This window comes from Streptomyces sp. SAS_270 (assembly GCF_052543295.1).
The window spans coordinates 18,046-39,410 of the sequence record NZ_JBMNDS010000054.1; the positions used below are offsets into that span (position 1 = coordinate 18,046).

Annotated in this window: 16 protein-coding genes and 1 pseudogene; 10 read left to right on the forward strand and 7 right to left on the reverse strand. The window is 67.6% G+C overall.

The window, feature by feature from the left end:
* Positions 1–41: 41 nt before the first annotated feature.
* Positions 42–515 carry a winged helix-turn-helix transcriptional regulator gene (locus ACN6LB_RS29795; protein WP_445028606.1) on the reverse strand — a complete coding sequence of 158 codons (474 nt, stop codon included), beginning with the start codon at positions 513–515 and terminating at the stop codon, positions 42–44.
* Positions 516–745: 230 nt separating this feature from the next.
* Between ACN6LB_RS29795 and ACN6LB_RS29800 the strand changes: the two genes are divergently transcribed.
* The gene (locus ACN6LB_RS29800) at positions 746–1,759 is read left to right on the forward strand and encodes an NADP-dependent oxidoreductase (protein WP_445028563.1); all 1,014 of its coding nucleotides are present in this window, start codon (positions 746–748) and stop codon (positions 1,757–1,759) included.
* A gap of 127 nt (positions 1,760–1,886) precedes the next feature.
* Here the strand turns inward: ACN6LB_RS29800 and ACN6LB_RS29805 are convergent, their stop codons facing one another.
* Positions 1,887–2,765: an alpha/beta fold hydrolase gene (locus tag ACN6LB_RS29805; protein ID WP_445028564.1), complete on the reverse strand. Its 879-nt coding sequence runs from the start codon at positions 2,763–2,765 to the stop codon at positions 1,887–1,889.
* 108 nt (positions 2,766–2,873) lie between these two features.
* Positions 2,874–2,987 (reverse strand): annotated as a pseudogene (locus ACN6LB_RS29810) (short-chain dehydrogenase); the annotation flags it as partial.
* Positions 2,988–3,355: 368 nt separating this feature from the next.
* On the opposite strand from ACN6LB_RS29810, the gene ACN6LB_RS29815 reads away from it, so the two are divergent.
* From ACN6LB_RS29815 to ACN6LB_RS29845, 7 genes are all read left to right on the forward strand, one after another.
* Positions 3,356–4,855, forward strand: a complete 1,500-nt coding sequence (locus ACN6LB_RS29815) for an MFS transporter (RefSeq protein WP_445028566.1) — start codon at positions 3,356–3,358, stop codon at positions 4,853–4,855.
* Positions 4,856–5,200: 345 nt separating this feature from the next.
* Positions 5,201–5,770, forward strand: coding sequence for a TetR/AcrR family transcriptional regulator (locus ACN6LB_RS29820; protein ID WP_445028567.1), 570 nt, complete (start codon positions 5,201–5,203; stop codon positions 5,768–5,770).
* A gap of 967 nt (positions 5,771–6,737) precedes the next feature.
* A complete protein-coding gene (locus ACN6LB_RS29825) occupies positions 6,738–7,121 on the forward strand; it encodes a hypothetical protein (protein ID WP_445028568.1) in 384 nt (127 codons plus the stop codon).
* A gap of 4 nt (positions 7,122–7,125) precedes the next feature.
* Positions 7,126–8,745, forward strand: coding sequence for a sodium:solute symporter family transporter (locus ACN6LB_RS29830; RefSeq protein WP_445028569.1), 1,620 nt, complete (start codon positions 7,126–7,128; stop codon positions 8,743–8,745).
* Between the two features lie 219 nt (positions 8,746–8,964).
* Positions 8,965–9,876: an alpha/beta hydrolase fold domain-containing protein gene (locus ACN6LB_RS29835; protein WP_445028570.1), complete on the forward strand. Its 912-nt coding sequence runs from the start codon at positions 8,965–8,967 to the stop codon at positions 9,874–9,876.
* Positions 9,877–10,109: 233 nt separating this feature from the next.
* On the forward strand, positions 10,110–11,999 hold the full coding sequence (locus tag ACN6LB_RS29840) for an AMP-binding protein (RefSeq protein WP_445028571.1): 1,890 nt from the start codon (positions 10,110–10,112) through the stop codon (positions 11,997–11,999).
* A gap of 95 nt (positions 12,000–12,094) precedes the next feature.
* The gene (locus tag ACN6LB_RS29845) at positions 12,095–14,287 is read left to right on the forward strand and encodes an ATP-binding SpoIIE family protein phosphatase (protein ID WP_445028572.1); all 2,193 of its coding nucleotides are present in this window, start codon (positions 12,095–12,097) and stop codon (positions 14,285–14,287) included.
* 116 nt (positions 14,288–14,403) lie between these two features.
* On the opposite strand, the gene ACN6LB_RS29850 is transcribed toward ACN6LB_RS29845, so the two are convergent.
* On the reverse strand, positions 14,404–15,969 hold the full coding sequence (locus tag ACN6LB_RS29850; protein ID WP_445028573.1) for a long-chain-fatty-acid--CoA ligase: 1,566 nt from the start codon (positions 15,967–15,969) through the stop codon (positions 14,404–14,406).
* Between the two features lie 63 nt (positions 15,970–16,032).
* Positions 16,033–17,526 (reverse strand): amidase, encoded by a 1,494-nt coding sequence (locus ACN6LB_RS29855; RefSeq protein WP_445028574.1) that lies wholly within the window; start codon positions 17,524–17,526, stop codon positions 16,033–16,035.
* Positions 17,527–17,647: 121 nt separating this feature from the next.
* On the opposite strand from ACN6LB_RS29855, the gene ACN6LB_RS29860 reads away from it, so the two are divergent.
* A complete protein-coding gene (locus ACN6LB_RS29860) occupies positions 17,648–18,220 on the forward strand; it encodes a TetR/AcrR family transcriptional regulator (RefSeq protein ID WP_445028575.1) in 573 nt (190 codons plus the stop codon).
* A gap of 355 nt (positions 18,221–18,575) precedes the next feature.
* On the opposite strand, the gene ACN6LB_RS29865 is transcribed toward ACN6LB_RS29860, so the two are convergent.
* Positions 18,576–19,544 (reverse strand): alpha/beta fold hydrolase, encoded by a 969-nt coding sequence (locus ACN6LB_RS29865; RefSeq protein ID WP_445028576.1) that lies wholly within the window; start codon positions 19,542–19,544, stop codon positions 18,576–18,578.
* A 171-nt stretch (positions 19,545–19,715) separates the two neighbouring features.
* Entirely contained in the window at positions 19,716–20,018 is a 303-nt protein-coding gene (locus tag ACN6LB_RS29870) for a hypothetical protein (protein ID WP_445028577.1), read from the reverse strand.
* A gap of 266 nt (positions 20,019–20,284) precedes the next feature.
* Between ACN6LB_RS29870 and ACN6LB_RS29875 the strand changes: the two genes are divergently transcribed.
* Positions 20,285–21,289: an NADP-dependent oxidoreductase gene (locus tag ACN6LB_RS29875; protein ID WP_445028578.1), complete on the forward strand. Its 1,005-nt coding sequence runs from the start codon at positions 20,285–20,287 to the stop codon at positions 21,287–21,289.
* Positions 21,290–21,365: the final 76 nt, after the last annotated feature.

The following is a 21,365-nucleotide window of genomic DNA, read 5'->3' on the forward strand; positions in this document are numbered from 1 at the left end:
GAAGGAGTTCGCGCCCATCGCCTGACGCCACCTCCCGAAGCTCACCCGGGGTGCTTCATGCGAAAGGCAGGGCCGGGGAGGCTCTCGATGTCCTCCGCCTTCACTGAATGACCCTGTTCGCAGCGCAACTGCACGTCGACATGCGCGCCGCATTCGCGGTGCCGCGACAGAACAGCGGGCCCCTCCGGGTCGGCACGGTATCGGTCGCCCCACTGCAGGAGTCCCATCACGGCCGGGACGAGATCCGCGCCCTTGGGCGTGATCACGTACTTCGGCCGACTCCGCGCGCCGGGCTCCTTGTAGGTCTCGGTGGCGAGAATCCCTTCCTCCACGAGCATGCGAAGCCGCGTCGCGAGGAGGTTGCGAGGGCAGCCGAGGACGCGCTCGAACTCACTGAAGCGGGACGAGCCGTACCAGACCTCGCGGAGGATCAGGATCGTCCACTTCTCGCCCACGATCTCAAGGGTCCGTGCGATCGAGCAGTTCGACACGTCCCGGTCGAGACGGGCGTCCATGCCGGTGTCCTGGAGAACTTCGGTCCACGCATCCATGCGGGTGATTCTAACCTCACCTGAGTTTACTTTTCCATACTCAGACAGTAGCGTCATGACCGCGGATCAAACCGGCCGCACGCGCGCTGCTTGCCTTGCGGGTTTCCCGCGTCATCTCCCCGGTCCATGCCGGCGTAGCGGTTGCATCGACCGCCAAAAACATACCGAGCACAGCACAGAGAAGGGTGGCTGACATGAAGGCATTCGTCGTCGAGAAGTACGGCAAGGACGGCGCGCGCGCCGCGGAGGTAGCCGAGCCCACCGTCGGGGACCGCGACGTCCTGGTCAAGGTGAGCGCCGCCAGCATCAACCCGCTGGACAAGATGGTCCGCAACGGGGAGTTCAAGCAACTCCTCAAGTACAAGCGCCCGTTCGTACTCGGCCACGATCTGGCCGGCGTCGTGACGCGGGTCGGCTCCGCCGTACGCGGCCTCGAAGTCGGCGACGAGGTCTACGCCCGCCCGCGCGACCTGCGGATCGGAGGCTTCGCCGAGTTCATCGCGATCGACCAGGACGATGTAGCGCCCAAGCCGTCCTCGCTCTCGCCGCAGGAGGCAGCCGCGGTGCCGCTGGTGGCCCTGGCCGCCTGGCAGATCCTTGTCGACCATGGCCGCGTGAAGCCGGGGCAGAAGGTGCTCGTCCACGCCGGCGCCGGTGGCCTCGGCTCGACGGTCATCCAGCTCGCCAAGCACCTCGGCGCCACCGTGGCGACAACCACGAACACCGATACCGAGAAGCTGGTCAGGAGCCTCGGCGCCGACGTCGTCGTCGACTACACCAAGGAGGACTTCTCGAAGGTGCTGTCCGGCTACGACCTGGTGCTGGACTCCCTGGGCGGGTCCAACCTCGAGAAATCGCTGACCGTACTGAAGCCCGGCGGCCTGGCCATCGGCGTCGCCGGCCCGCCGGACTCCGGTTTCGCCAAGCAGCTCGGCGCCCCCTCGTTCATGGGTCTCGTCATGAACACCCTCAGTCGCAAGGTCCGTAAGCAGGCCAAGGCCCTGGGCGTGCGCTACCAGTTCTTCTTCATGCAGGCCAACGGCTCGCAGCTGCGCAAGCTCGGCGCCCTTTACGACAGCGGGAAGCTCCGCCCCGTCATCGACCGGGTCTTCCCGTTCGACGAGACGCTCGACGCAATGGCGTACGTCGAGCAGGGACGCACCAAGGCCGGCAAGGTCGTTGTCTCGATGGTGCCCGACAGCAACTGAGATCAGGCCGGCCGCGGAGCTTGCGTCCGGCACGGCCACCGGAGGACGCGAGGACCGGCGGAGATCCCATGGCAGCCAGTCGCACGGAGGGCCGCGCCGTCGGCACCTCCGTCGCGTCCACGGGGGATCACGCCTCCGCGTTCAGCAGGTCCGCCAGGACCTCGGGCCTTTCCACGGCGATGAAGTGGCCCGCTCCCGGCACCTGCGTGAACTCGGCGGCGGGCAGGAGCTTCTTGTTGGCTTCGCGGTCCGAGGGCCGGGACCAGTCCTTCTCGCCGTAGACGAGGTGGACGGGGGCCTTGACCTCGGGGTAGCGCGAGCGGGCGGCGATGAGGCTGGGCAGGGCCTGGTACACGCCCCGGGCGACGGCCGGGTAGCCGGGTCGGCTGCCCACCCGGAGGAGCTCGTCCAGGTAGTCCTCCTGCAGTGCGCTCTTGTCGCCCAGGCCACCCTGCAGGACCCTGCGGAGGGCGGGCTTGGGCTCGACCCGGGCGACCACCGGGCCCACCCCCGGCGCGAGAACACCGCCGACCACCACACGGGCGAGGAGGCTGGAGCGGGCGATGCCGTCGCGGAAGTCGTAGGTGTTGACCGCGACGACGCGCCGTACCCGCTCCGGCAGATCGGCCGCGGTGGTCAGGGCGAGCACCGCCCCCATGGACTCCCCGACCAACGTGACGTCGTGCAGGTCGAGTTCGGTGAGGAGCCGCTCGACGCCCGCGCGCATCGCCGGCTCGTCGTAGGACGCACCGGGCACGATCTCGGAGTAGCCCATCCCCGGCAGGTCGAGGGCGTACACGGTGTACCGGTCCGAGATCAGCGGGATGAGGGAGCGGAAGTGCTCGGCCTGCGTGCGCACGGTGTGCAGCAGGACCACGGGAGCACCGGTACCCGCTCTGAGGTAGCGCAGTGTGCCTTCGTGGTTGTGACGTCCTGCGCGCGGGGCGATCGTGTGACTGGTGGCCCCGGGAATGTGAATCGCAGGACGGGTCTCGTGGTTGGGCATCTCGCCGACTCCTTGTTTGTGCACTACGGAAAGGTGACTCAGGTTCGGTCCGGTAGGGCGGACTATGCGCCGACGACGCCCGATCCGCCCGTTCACTCTGGTCTGCGCCTACTGCGCCGGCTGGGCGTACTGTCCTGCCAGATCGCCGGCCAGGCCGGCCTTGACCTGCCGAGAGATGTCGTCGGCGAGACCCTCGTACGCGCCCGTCTCGACCCCGTCGAGGGGACGAACACGCGTGCGCCATTGAGCGCGGTCATGATTGCCTCCACGGCGAGAAACCGATCGGTTTCCATCAACCGTAAACCGATCGGTTTCCATGCGCAAGCCCAAGAGGTGGACTACCCCGAACCATCGGCTGGCACGGCGAGAGGCGCTGGTCTTCGGTCCCAGCATGGCGAGGGCTGCGAGTAGCGCAGCCGGTCGCGCGTCGAGACGGTACCGGCAGCCGGCGCAGGCTTGGGTGTTACGGGCCACTCCTCCGTCGTAGACGATCCGTTCACTTGCGCTCGGGAAACCGATCTGTTTTCCTATGTGGAAACAGATCGGTTTCCGACTGGTGTCCAGCCTACGACCAGCAACTAAGGGGAAAAGTGAGTACCACCTTCGACCGCGAGGCGCCCGCCTCCGGGAAAACAGACTCGGGCCGCCGCGGCTCACATGCCATGCGCTGGTGGGTGCTTGTCGTCCTGGGCACGGCTCAGCTCATGGTCACGCTGGATGCGACCGTCGTGAACATCGCGCTGCCCGCGGCGCAACACGACCTCGGCTTCAGTGATGGCAGTCGGCAGTGGGTCATCACGGGCTATGCCCTGGCATTCGGCAGCCTGCTGCTGCTCGGCGGCCGACTCGGTGACCTGTTCGGCCGACGCACCACCTTCGTGACCGGCCTGGTCGGTTTCGCGGGCGCGTCCGTCGTCGGCGGAGCGGCCGGCAGCTTCGAAGTCCTCGTCGGGGCACGCGTGGCACAGGGCCTGTTCGCCGCGCTGCTGGCACCCGCGGCCCTCTCACTGCTCAGCGTGACCTTCACCCAGCCGTCCGAGAGGCCGAAGGCGTTCGGCATCTTCAGCGCGCTGGCCGGTGCGGGTGCCGCGGTCGGGCTGCTGCTCGGCGGCATGCTCACCGAATGGACGTCGTGGCGCTGGGTGATGTACGTGAACGTCATCTTCGCGGGCGTCGCGCTCCTCGGCGCGCTGCTGCTGCTGGCCAAGCCCGCGGTCACCGAACGGCCCCGCATCGACATCCCGGGCACCATCACGGTCAGCGCCGCGCTGTTCGCCATCGTCTACGGTTTCGCGCACGTCGAATCCACCAGCTGGACCAACCCCGTCACCCTCGGGTCCCTGGCGGGCGGCGTGGTGCTGCTCGCGGTGTTCGTGTGGCTGGAGACCCGGGTCGCGCATCCGCTGCTGCCGCTGCGACTCGTGCTGGACCGGACCCGCGGTGGCGCGTTCCTGGCGGTGTTCGTCCTGGGCATGGGAATGTTCTCGATCTTCCTGTTCCTGACCTACTACCTGGAGGCCAGCATCGGCTACTCGCCGATCGAGGCCGGTCTGGCGTTCCTGCCGATGGTCGTCGGCATCGTCGCTTCGTCGACCACGGCGCCGTCGCTGCTGCTGCCCAGGGTCGGCCCCAAGATCGTGATCACCGCCGGGTTCCTGGTCTCCGCATCCGGCATGGCCCTGCTGACCCAGCTCACCCTGGACAGCACCTACGTCGCCCACATCATGCCCGGCATGATCCTGCTGGGTCTCGGCATCGGTGCGGTGATGACCACCGCGTTCCAGGGTGCGACCTCAGGCGTGCACCACGAGGACACGGGCGTCGCCTCAGCACTGATCAACACCAGCCAGCAGGTCGGCGGCTCGATCAGCACGGCGCTGCTGACCACCGTCGCCTCCTCGGCCACAACCGACTACCTGACCTCCCACAAGCCCAGCGCGCTGACCATGGCGCAGGCCGGGGTCGAGGGCTACACGGCCACCCTGGCCTGGGGCGCCGGCATCTTCGTGATCGGCGCCGTACTCTCGGCGTTCCTGATCCCGAACCGGGCTCTGACGCCGTCGGAGGGCGAGCCTGTGATGGCCCACTGAGCCTGACTCCACCGAGACAGGGCGTATCCGAGATGGCGCCCGCTACCACCCACGCGATCCGTCTTCGGCAAGACCGGTCATCGCGGGTAGCGGGCGCCCCCGGCGTGGGCTGAACTTCCGAGACCGATGGGCACGCCGACCATCAGGGGCGCGGTCACCTGCGGCTGCTGTGACTGCGCCCGGTGTACGCCCGAGAAGACCGTCACCCCGGCGCAGCGGGAGCCGTATTCATACGCCCGCGCGGCCGGGGGTCGGCATCGAAGCGCCGAAGAGCCGAAGATCGCCCCGACGAACGCTGTAAACCGATCGGTTTTCAATTGGTCGGAATCGAGTTAGCCTCGCAGTATGAGAACCGAGACGAAGCCAAGTCCCCGAGAGCGGCTGCTGGAGGCAGCGGCCACGCTCACCTACCGAGACGGTGTCGGCATCGGCGTCGACGCGCTGTGCAAGGCAGCAGGAGTGTCGAAGCGCTCCATGTACCAGCTGTTCGACACCAAAGGCGAATTGCTGGCTGCGAGCCTGGAGGAGCGCGCCTCCGCCTTCGTAGCGACGCTCCTGCCCACGGCGGACGACAACCGTTCCCCCCGCGAACGCATCCTGCACGTCTTCGAACAGCTGGCATCACAGACGGAGGAGCCCGACTTCCAGGGCTGTCGATACCTGGCTGTGCAGATCGAACTCAAGGACCAGAACCACCCTGCGAGCCGGGTGGCCCACCAGGTCAAGGAGAACCTGACAACCTTCTTCCGCGCCGAGGCCGAACAGGGCGGCGCGAGCGACCCTGACCTGCTGGCCCGGCAGTTGATCCTGGTCTTCGACGGCGCCAGCGCCCGCGCGGGAATCAAAGCCGACACATCGACAGGACTCATCGCTCCCACTGTGGCCGTCCTGCTCGATGCGGCGGACATGCACTGACGCATCCCGGCCGGGTGTCAGGCGTAGATCCGAGTGTAGAGATCATGGATTTCGTCCGCGGTGGGCACGACTGGGTTGTTCCTGGTGGATCCGGACGCGAGCGCCTGCTCGGCCATGACGGGCGCCAGGCGGAACCAGTGTCGTTCTTGTCGATGCCGTGCGTCCGAGGAGTGGGCACCTCCCCGTCCGTGGCGGCCCCGAGCGCGCGGGCGCAGTCGGTGTACCGGCTCTTGGCGCCCGCGCACGGAACGCCGTCACCGCGGGGAAGCATCGCGTTCGACAAGCCGCGGGCGACGTGGAAGTGAGCGCCGATCGGGGCGGCTCACCCAGTGCACGAGCGGCTGGATACCACGGGGGCCTCTTTCTGTAGGAACGGCGGGCTGAGCAGCGCCCGCTGCCTGGACTGTGCGGTCCCGAGGTGCCCGACTCCGCCCCTCGGCCGTGCATCTACGCCACAGTTGCGTTGTCGTGAAGCCGAAGTGCCGGTCTGGGTGCGGAAGTTCGGGCACGCGTAAGCCATGGCGCGCGCGACCTGCTTCACGCGCAAAGGCAGTGTGGGTTTCGGCGCTTCAGAGCGGCACTGTCAGGTGACATGTCGCACACAGTTCACAGGCTGTTGACAGGTCATCACGGAGTCAGCGATTCTCCTGATCGCGACTGGCGCATCACCGGCCACAGCGGCCCGTGAGCATGCGCTCGCTTTTGCGAGGTCGAGTTGGGGCTTGGCTATCTGTGCCTGGTCCAGCTTCCTCGTTCGTTCGCCCGCCACCCGACACAGCACCCTGTACATCGAGTGGCGACCGTTGCGAGCAGCGCGTGCTGTGCCGCGCGCCTTGCTTCCGCTGGGGCCTCACCCTCTCTTCGGCCCTTGCTCATCATCGTTCTTCCGTCGTAGGCCGGACCCCCGCCCTGGCCGTCGGAACGCCGCGCGCTGCGCCGTCACCCACCCTCACCGCCTGGAGATTCCGTGCACCCTCACGTCCCCCCAAATCTTCCTGATCGCCCACTGGCATCGAGCCCCGCATGCGATGCCGCGCAACTGCGGGGCATCGCGGCCCTTCGCGAGAGCGTGCATCGCGCACAGCGCGCCTTCCTTGTCGTCAACGGGGTTCCGTTCATCATCGGCAGCGCGCTGTCCTGCTTCACCGACGTCCCGGCCGTGCAGGTGTCCGGGAAACTCACGCTGGGCATCGTGTGGGGCATCCTGCAATGCGCGCTCTTCGTGGCCACTGCCTGGTGGTTCGAGAACCGAAGTACCCGGTCGTCCGACTCCCTCGAACAGGCACTGCCGTCCAGTGCAGCGCACACCGGGATGTCCGTTGCTGCTTCCGTCAACCGGTCCGGGTGGTGAAGCGGTGACCCTGGACATCCTGAGCTCTGGTGCGTTCGACCCCATCGGGTCGGACGCCAGACGCCCCGTGATCATTGCCTTCCTCGCCTTCATCGGCGTGTCCCTGCTGTGGCTCTTCACGCTCGCCACAGCGGAGGAGGAAAACCCGGAGGGGCTGTATGTCGCCGACCGGTCCCTGTCTCCGCTGTTCAACGGATTCGCCATGGCCGGCGAGCAGATCTCGGTCGTCACGCTGCTGGCCGTCTCCGGTGGCATCGCCCTGTTCGGTTACGACGGGTTCACGTACGCACTCGACAGTCTGATCATGCTCGGTGTGCTGCTTCTCCTCGCGCAGAAGATACGCAACAGCGGTCGCTACACGCTCGGCGACCTCTTTTCGTTGCGGGCGTCAGGTTCGGGACCGCGCATCGCCGCGACCGCGGTGACACTGGCCATCACGATTCCGATCCTGGTGATCCAACTGCGGGCCGCCGGAGTCAGCGCGGCCCTTCTCATCGGAATACCCACCGATGGGGCCCAGGTGGTGTGCACGATATTGATGGGCTGCCTGGTCGCCTGCTTGGCCGCGGTCGCGGGGCTGAGAGGCAATAGTTTCATGCACGTCGCAAAGGTCCCGCTCACCTTGATGGCGCTTGGGGTGATCACGCTGCTGGCCCTCAGGAAATTCGACTGGAATCCCGGATCCCTGTTCTCGGCCGCGGTGAACAAGAGCTTGGCGCCGGACGACTACCTGAGGCCCGGATTCTGGCCGTACACAGCGAGCCTCGGGTCGCTCAACACCTTCGGTAATCACATTGTCTTCATCCTCGGTACCGCCGTGATGCCTCACCTGCTTCTGCGAATCGGCGCCTCACGGAGCGGGCGTACGGCGCGGCGATCCATGAGCATCGCCACGGGGCTGCATGGCGTCTTCGTCCTCCTTCTGATCACCACCGGCTTCGCTTCAGCTGCCGTGGTGGGTGCGGCGGGCATCGGCGCGGTCGACGACGCCGGGCAGTCGTCACCGATCCAGCTGGCCGCAGACGTACTCCGTGACGGCTCGACAGGACGCGTCGTGCTCATCACCGTCATAGCGTGCGCCGTCTTCCTCACCGTGCTCACCACCGTGACGAGCGTGACCTTCGCCGCCGCGGTCTCCCTCGCCCATGACGTGTTCGCGGGAGGCAGGCGCGGCCGCACCGACGCCGCAGAGGTGCGGGCACTTCGGGTGGCCGCCGTCATCGTGTGCGTGGTGGGCCTGTCGCTGGCCGCCGCCATCCATCGGTATCCGACTGAATTCCTGGTCGCTTTCTCGATAAGCGTTGCCGCTTCGTGCATCTTCCCCGCATTGATCTATTCGTTCTTCTGGTATCGGTTCAACGACAGAGGACTGCTGTGGTCCGTCTACGGCGGACTGCTGCTCTGCGCCGCGCTCACGCTCTTCTCGCCGATCGTTTCAGGAACCGAGTTCGCGCTGTGGCCGGAATCGAGTTTCAACTGGTATCCGTTCCAGACCCCAGGCCTGGTTTCTGTTCCCGCGGCATTCGTCCTTGGGTGGCTCGGCAGCATTACCTCGCCCAGAGAACCTGAGCTCGATTTTCGTCACGTGCAGTACAAAATCCTGACGGGCAAGGCTCGTGAGTGAACTGGCGGGACATTCGGCGCCGGCGCCGTCGGCGCAGGAGCGAGCTTCCAGCCGCCTGCCGCTCGCCTGCCGACCGGGTCACGACAGACTCCGGTCCGCATCCACGGCGTGAAGCCCATCTGAGTTTACTTTTCTATACTCAGCTACTAGCGTCATGCCCAGCACACCCACCCGGCCGCCCACGAAGCGACCGGCACCGGCTCGTGAAGGAGCGCCACCATGGGAGTAAGTCCAGAGGCCAAGCAGTTCGCGGAGTTCCTCGCGAGCGTGAGCGCGAAGTCGTCGGCTCCGGGTCTCGACCTCGCCGTCATCCGCGACATCGTCGACTCGAACCACAAGGCGTCGACGGAACCGGAAGGCGTCACCTACGCCGAGGTGGACGCGAACGGAGTCCCCGCGCTCTGGTGCATTCCCGAGGGGGCACGCCCCGACCAGGCGCTGCTCCACTTCCACTTCGGCGGGTCGGTCACCGCCTCGATGCACTCCGACCGCAAGGCGGCCGGTCACATCGCTAAGGCGGCCGGCGTCCGCTCCCTCGTCGTGGACTTCCGACTGGCGCCCGAACACCCCTACCCGGCCCAGCTCGACGACGCCGAGGCGGCCTACAGGTGGCTGCTCTCCCAGGGCTACGAGCCCCAGAACATCGGCAGCACCGGCCACTCGATCGGCGGCACCCTCGCAGTGCTGCTGCCTCTGCGTCTGCTCGCCAAGGGTGAGGCGACCCCCGGCGCGATCGTCAGCGTGTCGCCCTGGACCGACCTCACCATCCAGCACGCATCGGTCGACGCGAACGAGGACAACGACAAGATGCTCAGCAGGGCGACCCTCGAACTCTTCCGAGGTGCCTGGCTGCAGGACCCCGCGGTGGACTTCGCCGACCCGCAAGTCAGCATCGCCAACGCCGATCTGACGGGCCTGCCGCCCACGATCGTCTACTACGGCGAGTACGAGACCCTCGCCGACGACGGCGCCCAGCTCGGCCATCGGCTTGCCGAGTTCAAGATCACGTCCGAGGTCCACTCGGTACCGGAGGGCCAGCACTCGTTCATCCTGGGCGCGGGCCGGGTACCCGAGGTGGACGAAGCGATCGGGCAGATGGGTCAGTGGCTGCGCGCGCACCTCGGCGCCTGAACAGCAAGAACTCTCATTGACACAGGGCTTCGGCGAACACGGCCGCAGCCCTGGCCCACTGCTGCCGACCGGGCCGCCGAAGCCACCGCGAGGCCGGTGACCGGCGGCCGGCCGCAGGTGTTGTGCTGCACACCGAAGGCGACACGCGGTATACGTGTCCCACACCGCTCTGTACGCCGCCGCCGTAGCCCGGCCTCGATGCGGCGGAACCCGAAGCCACAAAGGAGTGCGCGATGGGAACGTACGAGGATGTCTTCCGCGCCAGCATCGAAGCCCCGGAGAGCTTCTGGTTGAAGGCGGCCGAAAGCATCGACTGGGATGTCACTCCGCGACGCGCCCTGGACTCCTCGGGCGCCCCCTTCTACCGCTGGTTTCCCGACGGACGCCTCAACGTCTGCTTCAACGCACTCGACCGTCACGTCGAAGCCGGCCGCGGCGAACAGCGCGCGCTCGTCTACGACTCGCCCGTGACCGGCACCCGTCGTACCTACACATACACGCAGCTGAGGGACGAGGTCGCGGCCTTCGCCGGCGCGCTGGCGGGGCTCGGCGTGGGACACGGCGACCGGGTGGTCATCTACATGCCGATGGTGCCCGAGGCCGCCGTCGCGATGCTGGCCTGTGCGCGCATCGGTGCCGTCCACTCGGTCGTCTTCGGGGGCTTCGCCCCACGCGAACTCGCCCTCCGCATCGACGACGCGGCCCCCAAGGTGATCGTCTCCGCCTCCTGCGGCATCGAGGGCAAGCGTGTCATCGCTTACAAACCGCTCCTCGACCGGGCGATCGAACTCGCGGCCCACAAGCCCGAGAGGAGCGTGATCCTGCAACGCGCGCAGCAGCCCGCCGAGTTGGGCCAGGACGATCTCGACTGGCATGACCTGGTCGCCGCGGCCCCGCCGGCCGACTGTGTTCCCGTGCCCGCCACCGACCCGCTCTACATCCTCTACACGTCCGGAACGACGGGAAAGCCCAAAGGAGTCGTCCGTGACTGCGGCGGCTACGCGGTCGCCCTGCGTTGGTCGATGGAAGCCGTCTACGACGTCGGCCCGGGCGAAACCATGTTCACCGGCTCCGACGTCGGTTGGGTCGTCGGGCACTCATACATCGTCTACGCGCCTCTGCTGGCCGGCGCCACGACCGTTCTGTACGAAGGAAAGCCGGTCGGCACCCCGGACGCTGGCCAGTTCTGGCGTGTCGCAGCCGAGCACCGGGTCAAGACCATGTTCACGGCTCCGACCGCTTTCCGGGCCATCCGCAAGGAGGACCCGAAGGGAACACTCACGGCCGACTACGACCTCACCGGCCTGCGTCACCTCTTCCTCGCCGGCGAGCGCCTCGACCCCGAGACCTATCACTGGGCGAAGAACCTCCTGGGCATCCCGGTGATCGACCACTGGTGGCAGACCGAGACCGGCTGGCCCATCGTCGCCAACCCGATGGGCATCGAGCCCGCGCCCCTCAAACCCGGATCCCCCACCCGCCCGCTGCCGGGCTGGGACGTCCGCGTCCTCGACGCTGCGGGCCGGCCGGTGCCTTCGGGCGTGGACGGCGCGATCGTCGTGCGGCTCCCGCTGCCGCCCGGCGCGCTCCCCACCCTCTGGAAAGACGACGAACGCTACATCGCCTCCTATCTCTCCGCCTACGACGGTTACTACCTCACGGGCGACAGCGGCCACATCGACGACGACGGCTACGTCTTCGTCATGGGCCGCACCGACGATGTCATCAACGTCGCCGGACACCGGCTGTCCACCGGCAGCATGGAAGAGGCCCTGGCCGCCCATCCCGATGTCGCCGAATGCGCCGTCATCGGCGTCGCCGACGCCATGAAGGGGCAGATCCCGCGCGGTTTCGTCGTCCTGAAGGCCGGTGTCGACCGCGAACCGGGCGAGGTCGAGGCCGAACTCGTCCAGCTGGTCCGGGAGCGCATCGGCGCCGTCGCGTCACTGAAGGATGTCTCGGTCGTGGCCGCCCTGCCCAAGACCCGCTCGGGAAAGATCCTGCGCAAGACAATGCGCGGCATCGCCGACGGCCACGACGAACCCATCCCCTCCACCGTGGACGACCCCGACGTCATCGAAGCCCTGCGCCCTGTTCTCCGCCGCACGCGGCACACCCCGTGATCGCACTGCCCGTCCGGAACCATCGATGGGCAGGCGTGACCACCGGACGCCCGCTCCGTACGGCCCGTCGAACAGGGTGCGAGTACATTTTGACTATGGGAACCGACGCCCATGTCTTCCTCAGCGATCTCGCCCGGAGCCTCACACCCCGAGCGGACCAGTTGGTAGAGGTGATGCTGCGGCACCTGCGCGACGAGCTCCCCGAGGTGTGGAACCACGACGACATCGCCGCCGTGGCACCCGTGGCGCTGGCCGAACATATCGCCGCCGGTCTCGACTTCCTCGAGCGCGACCGGGACATGGCCGAAGCCAGCACACCACCTGGCGCCATCGAGTTCGCCCGCCGACTCGCCGAGCACGGGGTGCCGATCAGCCAGCTCCTTCGCGTCTACCGGCTCGTCCACGCGGATCTGCTCCAGCAGCTCTACGCGGAAACGGCCCGCGTCGCCGATTCCCAGGAACTGATCAACGCCACGACGACCAAGCTGAGCGAGATGGCCTTCGCTTACGTCGATCGCACGGCGGAACAGAGCGTCGCGGCGTACCAGCGGGAACGAGACCGCCGGCTCCAGCGGCGGCTGATCACGATCAACGACGCCGGGACACGCATCGGGACCACTCTGAACATCACCCGCACCGCACAGGAACTGGCGGACGTCGGCGCCGACCATCTCGCTGACCTCGTCACCGTCGACATCCTGTCCTCTGCCCTGCAACACGACAGGACGTACCCAGTGGCCGGTTCCGCGACGCTCCACCGTGTCGCTCAGGCGCTCTCGGCCGGGTGCCCGGACCCGTCCGTCGACACAGGGCAGACGCACGCCTACCAGGAAGGGTCGGCGCCTGCTCGCGTACTGGCGACCGGAAAGCCCGTCCGGCTCCCCCTTTCCGCGGACAACGTCCCACCGTGGCTTGCCATATCAGCGGAACAGGCGCTCGCCCTGGGCGCGTTGGGCCTGCACTCCATGCTCCTGGTCCCGTTGTGGGCCCGCGGAAAGCCGCTGGGACTCGCGCAGTTCGTCCGCCGTCACACCGCGGACGCCTTCGACGACGACGAACTGCTGTTGGCCCAGGAGATCGCGTCCAGAGCTGCGGTGAACATCGACAACGCCCGTCGCTACACCCGGGAGCGTTCCACCGCACTCGCCCTCCAGCGCAGCCTGCTGCCGCAAACCGTGCCGGAGGAGTCCGTCGTCGAGACGGCTTCGCGCTATCTGCCCAGCGGATCGCGAGCGGGCGTGGGAGGCGACTGGTTCGACGTGATACCGCTCTCCGGAGCCCGCGTCGCACTCGTCGTGGGCGACGTGATCGGCCACGGTCTGCATGCCGCGGCCACCATGGGACAGCTGCGCACGGCCGTTCGCACTCTCGCGGACATCGACCTGACTCCCGACGAACTGCTGACCCACCTCGACGACGTCGTCATCCGCCTGCAACGCCAAGCAGAACCGGGCACGGACGAGATGAGCGCGACCTGCTTGTACGCGGTCTACGACCCTGTCTCCCGCACCTGCTCGCTGGCCAGCGCAGGACACCTTCCGCCGGCAGTGGTGACCTCCTCGACCGCAGACGACGAGGCCACCACGTCCCGCACGGTCGACTTCCCGAAGCTGCCGATCGGCCCGCCCCTTGGCCTTGGCGGACTGCCCTTCGAGACCGCCGAGTTCGAGCTGCCACCGGGCAGTCGACTCGTGCTGTACACCGACGGCCTCGTACAGAGCCGCTCGCGTGACATCGAGACCGCCCTCGGATTGCTGCGCGAGGTGCTCGCCCGAGCACCGGCGTCGCTCGAGGAGACCTGCGACGAACTGCTGGCCACGCTGCTTCCCAGCCACCCTGCAGATGACGTAGCTCTTCTTGTGGCACGAACCGGGGCTCTCGACGCCGGTCACGTCGCCACATGGGACATCCCCTGCGACCCTGCGGTCGTCTCCAAGGCCCGCGCCCACGTATCCGATCAGCTGGCCGCCTGGGGCCTGGAGGAGATGGCTTTCACCACCGAGCTGGTCGTCAGTGAACTGGTGACGAACGCCATCCGCTACGGCAAGGGCCCCATCCAACTGCGCATGATCCTTCAATCCGCTCTGACATGCGAGGTCTCCGACGCCAGCAGCACCGCCCCGCACCTGCGCCGTGCCCGGGCCTTCGACGAGGGCGGCCGCGGTCTGCTCCTGGTCGCCCAACTCACCGAAAACTGGGGCACACGGCACAACCGCGAGGGCAAGGTCATCTGGGCGGAGCAACTGATTCCCACCGCACTCACCGAAGCCGCACCAGCTCTGACGTGAAGTCCTGGGCGCGCCACGGCGTGGCCCACCGCCACGTTCGAGCTACTTGCGACAGCTCGCCACCAAGCCTGTGGACATCACCCGCAGCCGAGCCACCCCGGACGGGGGTGTCGCGGTCAGGAGAGTTCACGCTTGAGGATCTTGCCGGTGGACGTCAGGGGCAGTGCGTCGACGAACTGGACGATGCGCGGGTACTTGTACGCGGCGAGCCGCTCCTTCGCCCAGGCGGCGAGCTCTTCCTCGGTCGTGTCACTCCCGGCCGTCCTCACCACGACGGCCTTGATCTCCTCGCCGTGGGATTCGTGCGGTACGCCGATGACGGCGACGAGCGAGACCGCGGGGTGCTCGATGAGCACCTCTTCCAACTCGCGTGGGTAGACGTTGAATCCGCCGCGGATGATCATGTCCTTGGAGCGGTCGACGATGTAGTAGAAGCCGTCCTCGTCCCTGCGGGCGAGGTCGCCGGAGCGGAACCAGCCCTCCCTGATGGCCTCGGCCGTGGCTTCGGGCCGCTTGTAGTAGCCCTTCATGACGTTGTGTCCCTTGATCGCGATCTCCCCGATTTCGTCGGGGCCCCCTTTGACCTCGGACCAGTCGTCGTGGATGAGTTTCATCTCCACGCCCGGAACGGGCACCCCGATCGACCCGACCCGGGGTGCCTCGCCGAACCGGGAGAAGGATGCGATCGGGGAGGTCTCGGACAGTCCGTATCCCTCGAGGATCGTGACCCCGAAGCGGCTTTCGAACTGCTTGTGGATCTCGGCGGGCAGCGCTGAACCACCGGCCACCGCCACGCGCAGGCTCGCGGACAGTCGGGCGACGTCGACCGTGTCGTCGAGTGCCGCGAGAAGACCCCAGTACATCGTCGGGACCCCGGCGAAGAACGTCACCTCGTGGGCGAGCATGAGACGCAGGGCTGCCTGCGCTTCGAACCTCGGCTGCATCACGATCGTCCCGCCGAAGGCGAAGGCGCCGTTTTGGATGACGGTCTGGCCGAACGCATGGAACAGCGGCAGCACACACAGGTAGGTGTCGGGGCGCTCCGGATCGGAGGCGAACAGGTCGATGCCGGCGCGTGCGTTGTCGTACACGTTGCGGTGACGCAGTTCCGCGCCCTTGGGGTGGCCGGTCGTGCCGGATGTGTAGAGGACCACCGCGGTGTCGTCCTCGTCGCGTTCGACCGTCCGGAACGTCTCGGGCTGCTCGGCCACGACCGTGGTGTACGACTCCGGCGTCCCGCCGCCGGACCAGGGCGCGCCACCGCTCTCGATCAGGAAGAACTCGGTGCAGCCCGCGCCCGCCCGGAACCCCTCCCACGCGGCCTCTCCGATCGGCAGCTCCGGCGTGCCCTGGAAGGCGAAGTACGCCTTCGCGTCGGAGTCGGCGAGGTGGTAGGCGACCTCGCGGGCCTTCAGCAACACGTTCAGCGGTACGACCGCGGCCCCGGCCTTGAGGATGCCGAAGTAGATGCTGGAGAAGTGGGGCAGGTTGGGGCAGGACAGTGCGACTTTGTCCCCCGGCTGGATCCCGCGCGAGACGAGCAGGTTCGCGACGCGGTTGGCAGCGGCGTCGAGGTCGGCGTAGGAGATCTGGTCATCGCCGAAGACGATTGCGGTGCGCTCCGGGTAGCGGGACACGGAGTCCGTCAGCAGTCGTGACGCGTTGCGGCTGGGGTTGTGCATCGTCGTTTTCCTGCTTCTCGCGGCGGACGGTCGGGGCTGAGGGTCCGGGACTGGCGGTCGGAGTCAGGCGGTCCGGGACTGGACGAAGGCCGGAGGCGGCACGAAGCCGTCCACTTCCCGGCCCAGCAGGGCGGCGAACTCGATGGTGGTCAGATCGCCTCCGCTCGGGCCCATGGCCTGCAGGCCGATGGGCAGTCCGCTGCTGCTTCTGCGCACCGGGATGGTCGTCGCCGGCCCGCCGGAGACGTTGGCAACGGCGCTCCACTTGACCTGGTCCCAGTAGGGGCGGCGCACACCGTCGACCTCGAAGGGCCGACCGAACCAGTCGATCGGCTTGTTGTGGTGGGCGGGGGCGGCCGTCGGGGTGATCGGCATGAGCACGATGTCGTAGTCCTGGAAGAACGAAAACCACCGCTGCCGGATCTCGTTGCGCAGCATGTGGGCCTGCAGCCAGTGGTAGTGGGACTGGAAGGTTCCGAGCAGGGCGGGACCGGCGTCGCCGCGCGGATGCTGGACGAACCGGGCCAGCGTCGCGGCGCTGGAGGCAGGAGCGAGGCCGGTGCGGTCTCCCGCGCCGTAGAGCAGGGGCAGAAAGGCCTTACGGTGATTTGTCGCGATGTCGATGGGGAGACTCGCGGGCTGGACGGTGACCTTCGCACCGGCCGCGCTCAGCACGGCGACCACGTCGTCCATGGCTGTCGCGATGTCACTGTCGACCGGACACGCGGGATCCTCACTCCATACGGCGACCCGGAAGTCGGCGAGCCTGGTCGCGCGCGCCGGTGCGAGTGTGTAGCTGAAACCGCCGTCGTAGTCGGCTGTCCCGACCGTTCCCCGCAGGATCGGGACGAGGTCTCGGGCGTCGCGGACCTGCGCGCCGCCGCAACCCATGTCGGCGTCCGTCCACCGTCCCGGACCCGGGCCGTAGGGCACATGCCCGATGAGGGGTATCGACCGCCAGGTCGACTTGTGGCCGTACAGGCCGTTGAAATGAGACGGGATCCTGGTCGACCCGCCGATCTCCGAGCCGAAGTCGAACGACGTCAGGCCCGCGGCGGTCGCGACGGCACCGCCTCCCGCGGACCCGCCCGACGTGCGGGTCGTGTCCCACGGATTCGACGAAGGACCGAACACCGGGTTGTCGGCCTGAACGTCCTGGTTGCCCGGAGGCATGTTGCTCTTCCCCATGATCACGGTGCCGGCCGCACGCAGCCGCTTGACCGCCTCGGCGTCCTGGTCGGGCACGTAGTCCTTGAGATCCGTGCGCCCGCAGACGGTGCGCATCCCGGCCGTCTCGAAGCTGTCCTTCACCGTGATCGGTACGCCGTGCAGCGGACCGAGGTCCTGCCCCGCCGCCCGCGCGGCGTCCGCTTCCGCGGCCTCGCGGCGGGCCCGCTCGGGGTCGAGCGTCACCACCGCGTTCAACACGGGATTGTGGGTGGCGATTCGCTCGAGGTAGAGCTCGACGAGCTCCTCGCTCGAGATCTCGCCTGCCGCCAGCGCACGTGACTGATCCACGACGGATCGGAAGGGAACATCAGTCACGGCGTGCCTCATCTCTTCTGACAGCGACAGACCAGCCGCACAGTTATCTGCCGATCGTAATATTACGTGCGTCAGACCATAGATTAAGATGGGGCGCGAGGCAATGGATCCACGGAGTGAACGGAGGAAGCCAGTGGTGCGCTACACCAAGGAGCACAAGCAGGTGACGCGGCAACGGATCATCGAGAAGGCCGGTCATCGGTTCAAGCAGGACGGGCTGGACGGCTCCGGCATCTCCACTCTGATGTCGGACGCCGGGCTCACCAACGGAGCTTTCTACGCCCACTTCGAGTCCAAGGACGACCTCGTCGCCCATGTCGTCACCGACCAGCTGCGCACGCAGATCGCGAGTTACGGCACTCTGCGACCGGGCCGCCCGGGGCTCGAGGACCTTGTGCGCCAGTATCTGTCGCCCGAGCATCGGGACGATCCCGGCGATGGATGCCCCTCCGCCGCCCTGCTCGACGAGATCGGCCGCTGTGGGGACGGGACCAAGCAGGCCTACACCGACGGTGCGCGGGCCATCCTGGAAGAGATCGCCGCCCGTCTGTCACCCGGGGATCCGCAGTCCGCTCGCGGAACCGCCATCGGGCTCTACACGATGATGGTGGGAACGCTGCAGTTGTCCCGCGCGCTCTCCGAGCGCAAGTTCGCCGACGAGGTGCTTGAGCAGGGAATTGAGAACGGCCTCACGTTCATCCGCTGACGGGGCGGTCAATCCCGGGCCGGGGCTGCCCACCTCCGCCGCGCTCTGCTTCTGCACGCCGAGGCCGGAGCAGCGACGCCCCGGACGCCCCGGGGCGAGGTTCGCGGCTGTACACGCAGTTCGTGGGGGCTTCCGCGACCTCGCCCGAATCATCGCGGACTCCGATCTCGTCATCGAGCACCGTCGCGAACCCGGCCGGACCGAACTGCCGACGCGAAGGAAAGGAACACAACCGCCGACACCACATGGCGCTCCTCGTGCCGAGACGCCGTCGCCCTGCTGACGAGCTGGAAGATCCACCCTCTGCAGCCAGGAACAAGCAGGTCGGCCACTCCGAACAGGTGGCTCGAGCCGCTCACCCAAAGGGCAGTACGGTTCTGAGGCCAATACCCTGCCGTTCGAGGAACTCGAGAGCCGTCTCCACGAACTGCCGGTGGAACTGGAAGATGCCGCCGTGGCCGGCGTCGGGGTAGATCACCAGCTCACCGTTCGGCACTCGCCGCGCCAGGTCAACCGAGTTCGGGGTCGGAACCATCCTGTCGTCGTCGCCGTTGGCAACGAGCACCGGCTGGTGGATCACGGAGAGATCCTGGGGCCGCTCCAGCCCCCATCGGTGGATGACCTTGAGCTGGGCACCGTACGCCGCGAGGGAGATCGCCTTGTCCCGGTCCTGGGTGCGCTCCTTCAGGCTGGCCAAGAACTCCTTCCCGGCCCGACGCCCGTTGGCGGTGCGGGTGAAGAAGAGGAACTGCTTCGGGTCCTGGAGGGTGAGCAGCGCCCGGACGGTGTCGAGATGGGACAACCGGGTCACGTTCTTGATGCCTTCACCACCCGCAGGACCGGTGCCCGTGAGGATCAGCCTGCGGACGAGGTCCGGGACGGTCTCCGCGATCACCTGGGCGATCATGCCGCCCATCGAAAAGCCGTGGATGTCCACGTGCTCGAGCCCAAGCGCCCGGATGAAGGTGACGGCGTCCTTCGCCATCTCCTGAATGCTCTTCGGCGTCGAGCCGCTGGACGCGCCGACGCCCCGGTTGTCGAACGTGATCACCCGGCGCTTGGCGGCAATACCGTCGACGCCCCGGGGATCCCAGTTGTCGAGCACCGCGGCAAGGTGCGTGATGAAGACAACCGGCCTACCGGACCTGGGACCCAGCCCGCGGTAGGCGAAGGTCACTCCCCCGGCGGTGAGGGCGCGAGTCGGGGCGTTCTTGTACGGAGGCCGGTACGTCTCTCGCCACTGGGCCAGGGAGACGGCGTCGACGGCTCGACGTGCACAGCGGCCCGAAGCGGGCCTGACAGCCAGGCCCTTCCAGGAAGTCATGCAACGGCCCACAGCGCAGACTGCCGGCCAGCGCTCTCGATGGTGACGCCGGACAAACGCACAGGCGCCGCCTCACGGTCACGCAAGGCGGCGCCTGTGCGACACGCCACCGCCCCTCCATCGGCCAGGAGCGGCGGCGCGGTCGGCGAGTTCAGGAGGCGAGGAAGTCGGTCACCTGCTTGGTGAAGGCCTTGGCGTATTGGAAGAGGCGGGGATCATCACGTCGTCCAGGCCGTTGGCGTAGAGGACGGGCTGCTTGATCGCCTCCAGCTCCGCCTGCACCTCGCTGAAGGGGGCTGCCGGCAGAGCGCCCGCTGCGGTGAGCATGCCCTGCGCCGCCGTCTCGGAGACCGCGGGAGCGCCGTCGGCGAGCCGGGCCGAGACATGGGGCGGAGTGCCCGGAGCACGGGCCGCCTCCGTCTCGGGGCAGAACAGGAGCAGCATGCCTTCCAGATCGGCGTCGGGCTTGGCCATGACACCTATGACCTTCTCACTGAAGGGCCGAGCGTCGGGCGCCCAGCCGGCCATGCATCCCCACCGGCGGGTACACCCAGACAACCCCGAGTCGAGTCCACTTGCGGTCTTCCGACCAAGGACATACAATTATGACCGTAATTTAATACGGTTGGCCATCGACCCGCTTCGGGGCCTGCCCCCCCCCACGAATCGCTGCCGCCCCCGAGGGAAAGCCCGGTAGCGCACCACCCTCGTCCCCCGGCGGACGAGGTAAGGAGACGACCATGAGGGCCTTCACGGTAGAACGCTACGGAGACAAGGCCGGCCTGCGTGCCGGCGACGTCCCGGACCCGACGGTGGGCTCGCACGACGTCCTGGTCCACATCCAGGCCGCGAGCATCAATCCGCTCGACCGCATGATCAGGGACGGGGAGATGAAGACGATTCTGCCGTACCGCGTCCCGTTCATCCTGGGCAACGACCTCGCCGGCGTAGTGGTCAAGGTGGGGACGGCCGTCACACGTTTCGCTGTGGGCGACGAGGTTTTCGCGCGGCCCGACAAGGACCGGATCGGTACGTTCGCCGAACTCATCGCGGTCCACCAGGACGACATTGCGGTCAAGCCTGCCACGCTGACCATGGAGGAGTCGGCGTCCCTTCCCCTGGTCGCCCTGACTTCGTGGCAGGTGCTCGTCGAGCGCGCGGACATTCAGCCGGGCCAGAAGGTCCTCGTCCACGCGGGTTCCGGCGGTCTGGGCACCATCGCCATCCAACTGGCGAAGCAGCTGGGCGCGCACGTGGCGACCACCGCAAGCACGGCCAACGTCGACCTGGTGAAGCGCCTGGGCGCGGACGTCGTCGTCGACTACAAGAAGCAAGCTTTCGAGACGGTGCTGCACGACTACGACGTCGTCCTGGACTCACTCGGCGGCGAAACGCTTCTGAAGTCCCTGGACGTACTCAAGCCCGGCGGCAAGGTCATCAGTGTCGCGGGCCCGCCGGACGCTGCTTTCGCGAGGGAGCTGGGAGCGAATCCGGTCGTCCGACTGGTGATGTCCGCGCTGAGTTTCCGGATCCGCCGACGCGCCCGACGCCGCAACGTGACGTATTCGTTCCTCTTCATGAAGGCCAGCGGCGACCAGCTGCGCGAGCTCACCCATCTCATCGAGGCGGGCAAGATCCGGCCCGTGGTCGACACGGTGTTCCCCTTCGAGTCGGCCCGAGAAGCGCTGGAGTACGTCGAAGCGGGCCGCGCGAAGGCCGGCAAGGTCGTCATCAAGATGAGCTGAGCAACAGTCCTGGTCCGGCGATCGAGATCCGCCACGAACGCCGGGACCAGCAACGCCTGGGACGACGAGAAGTGCC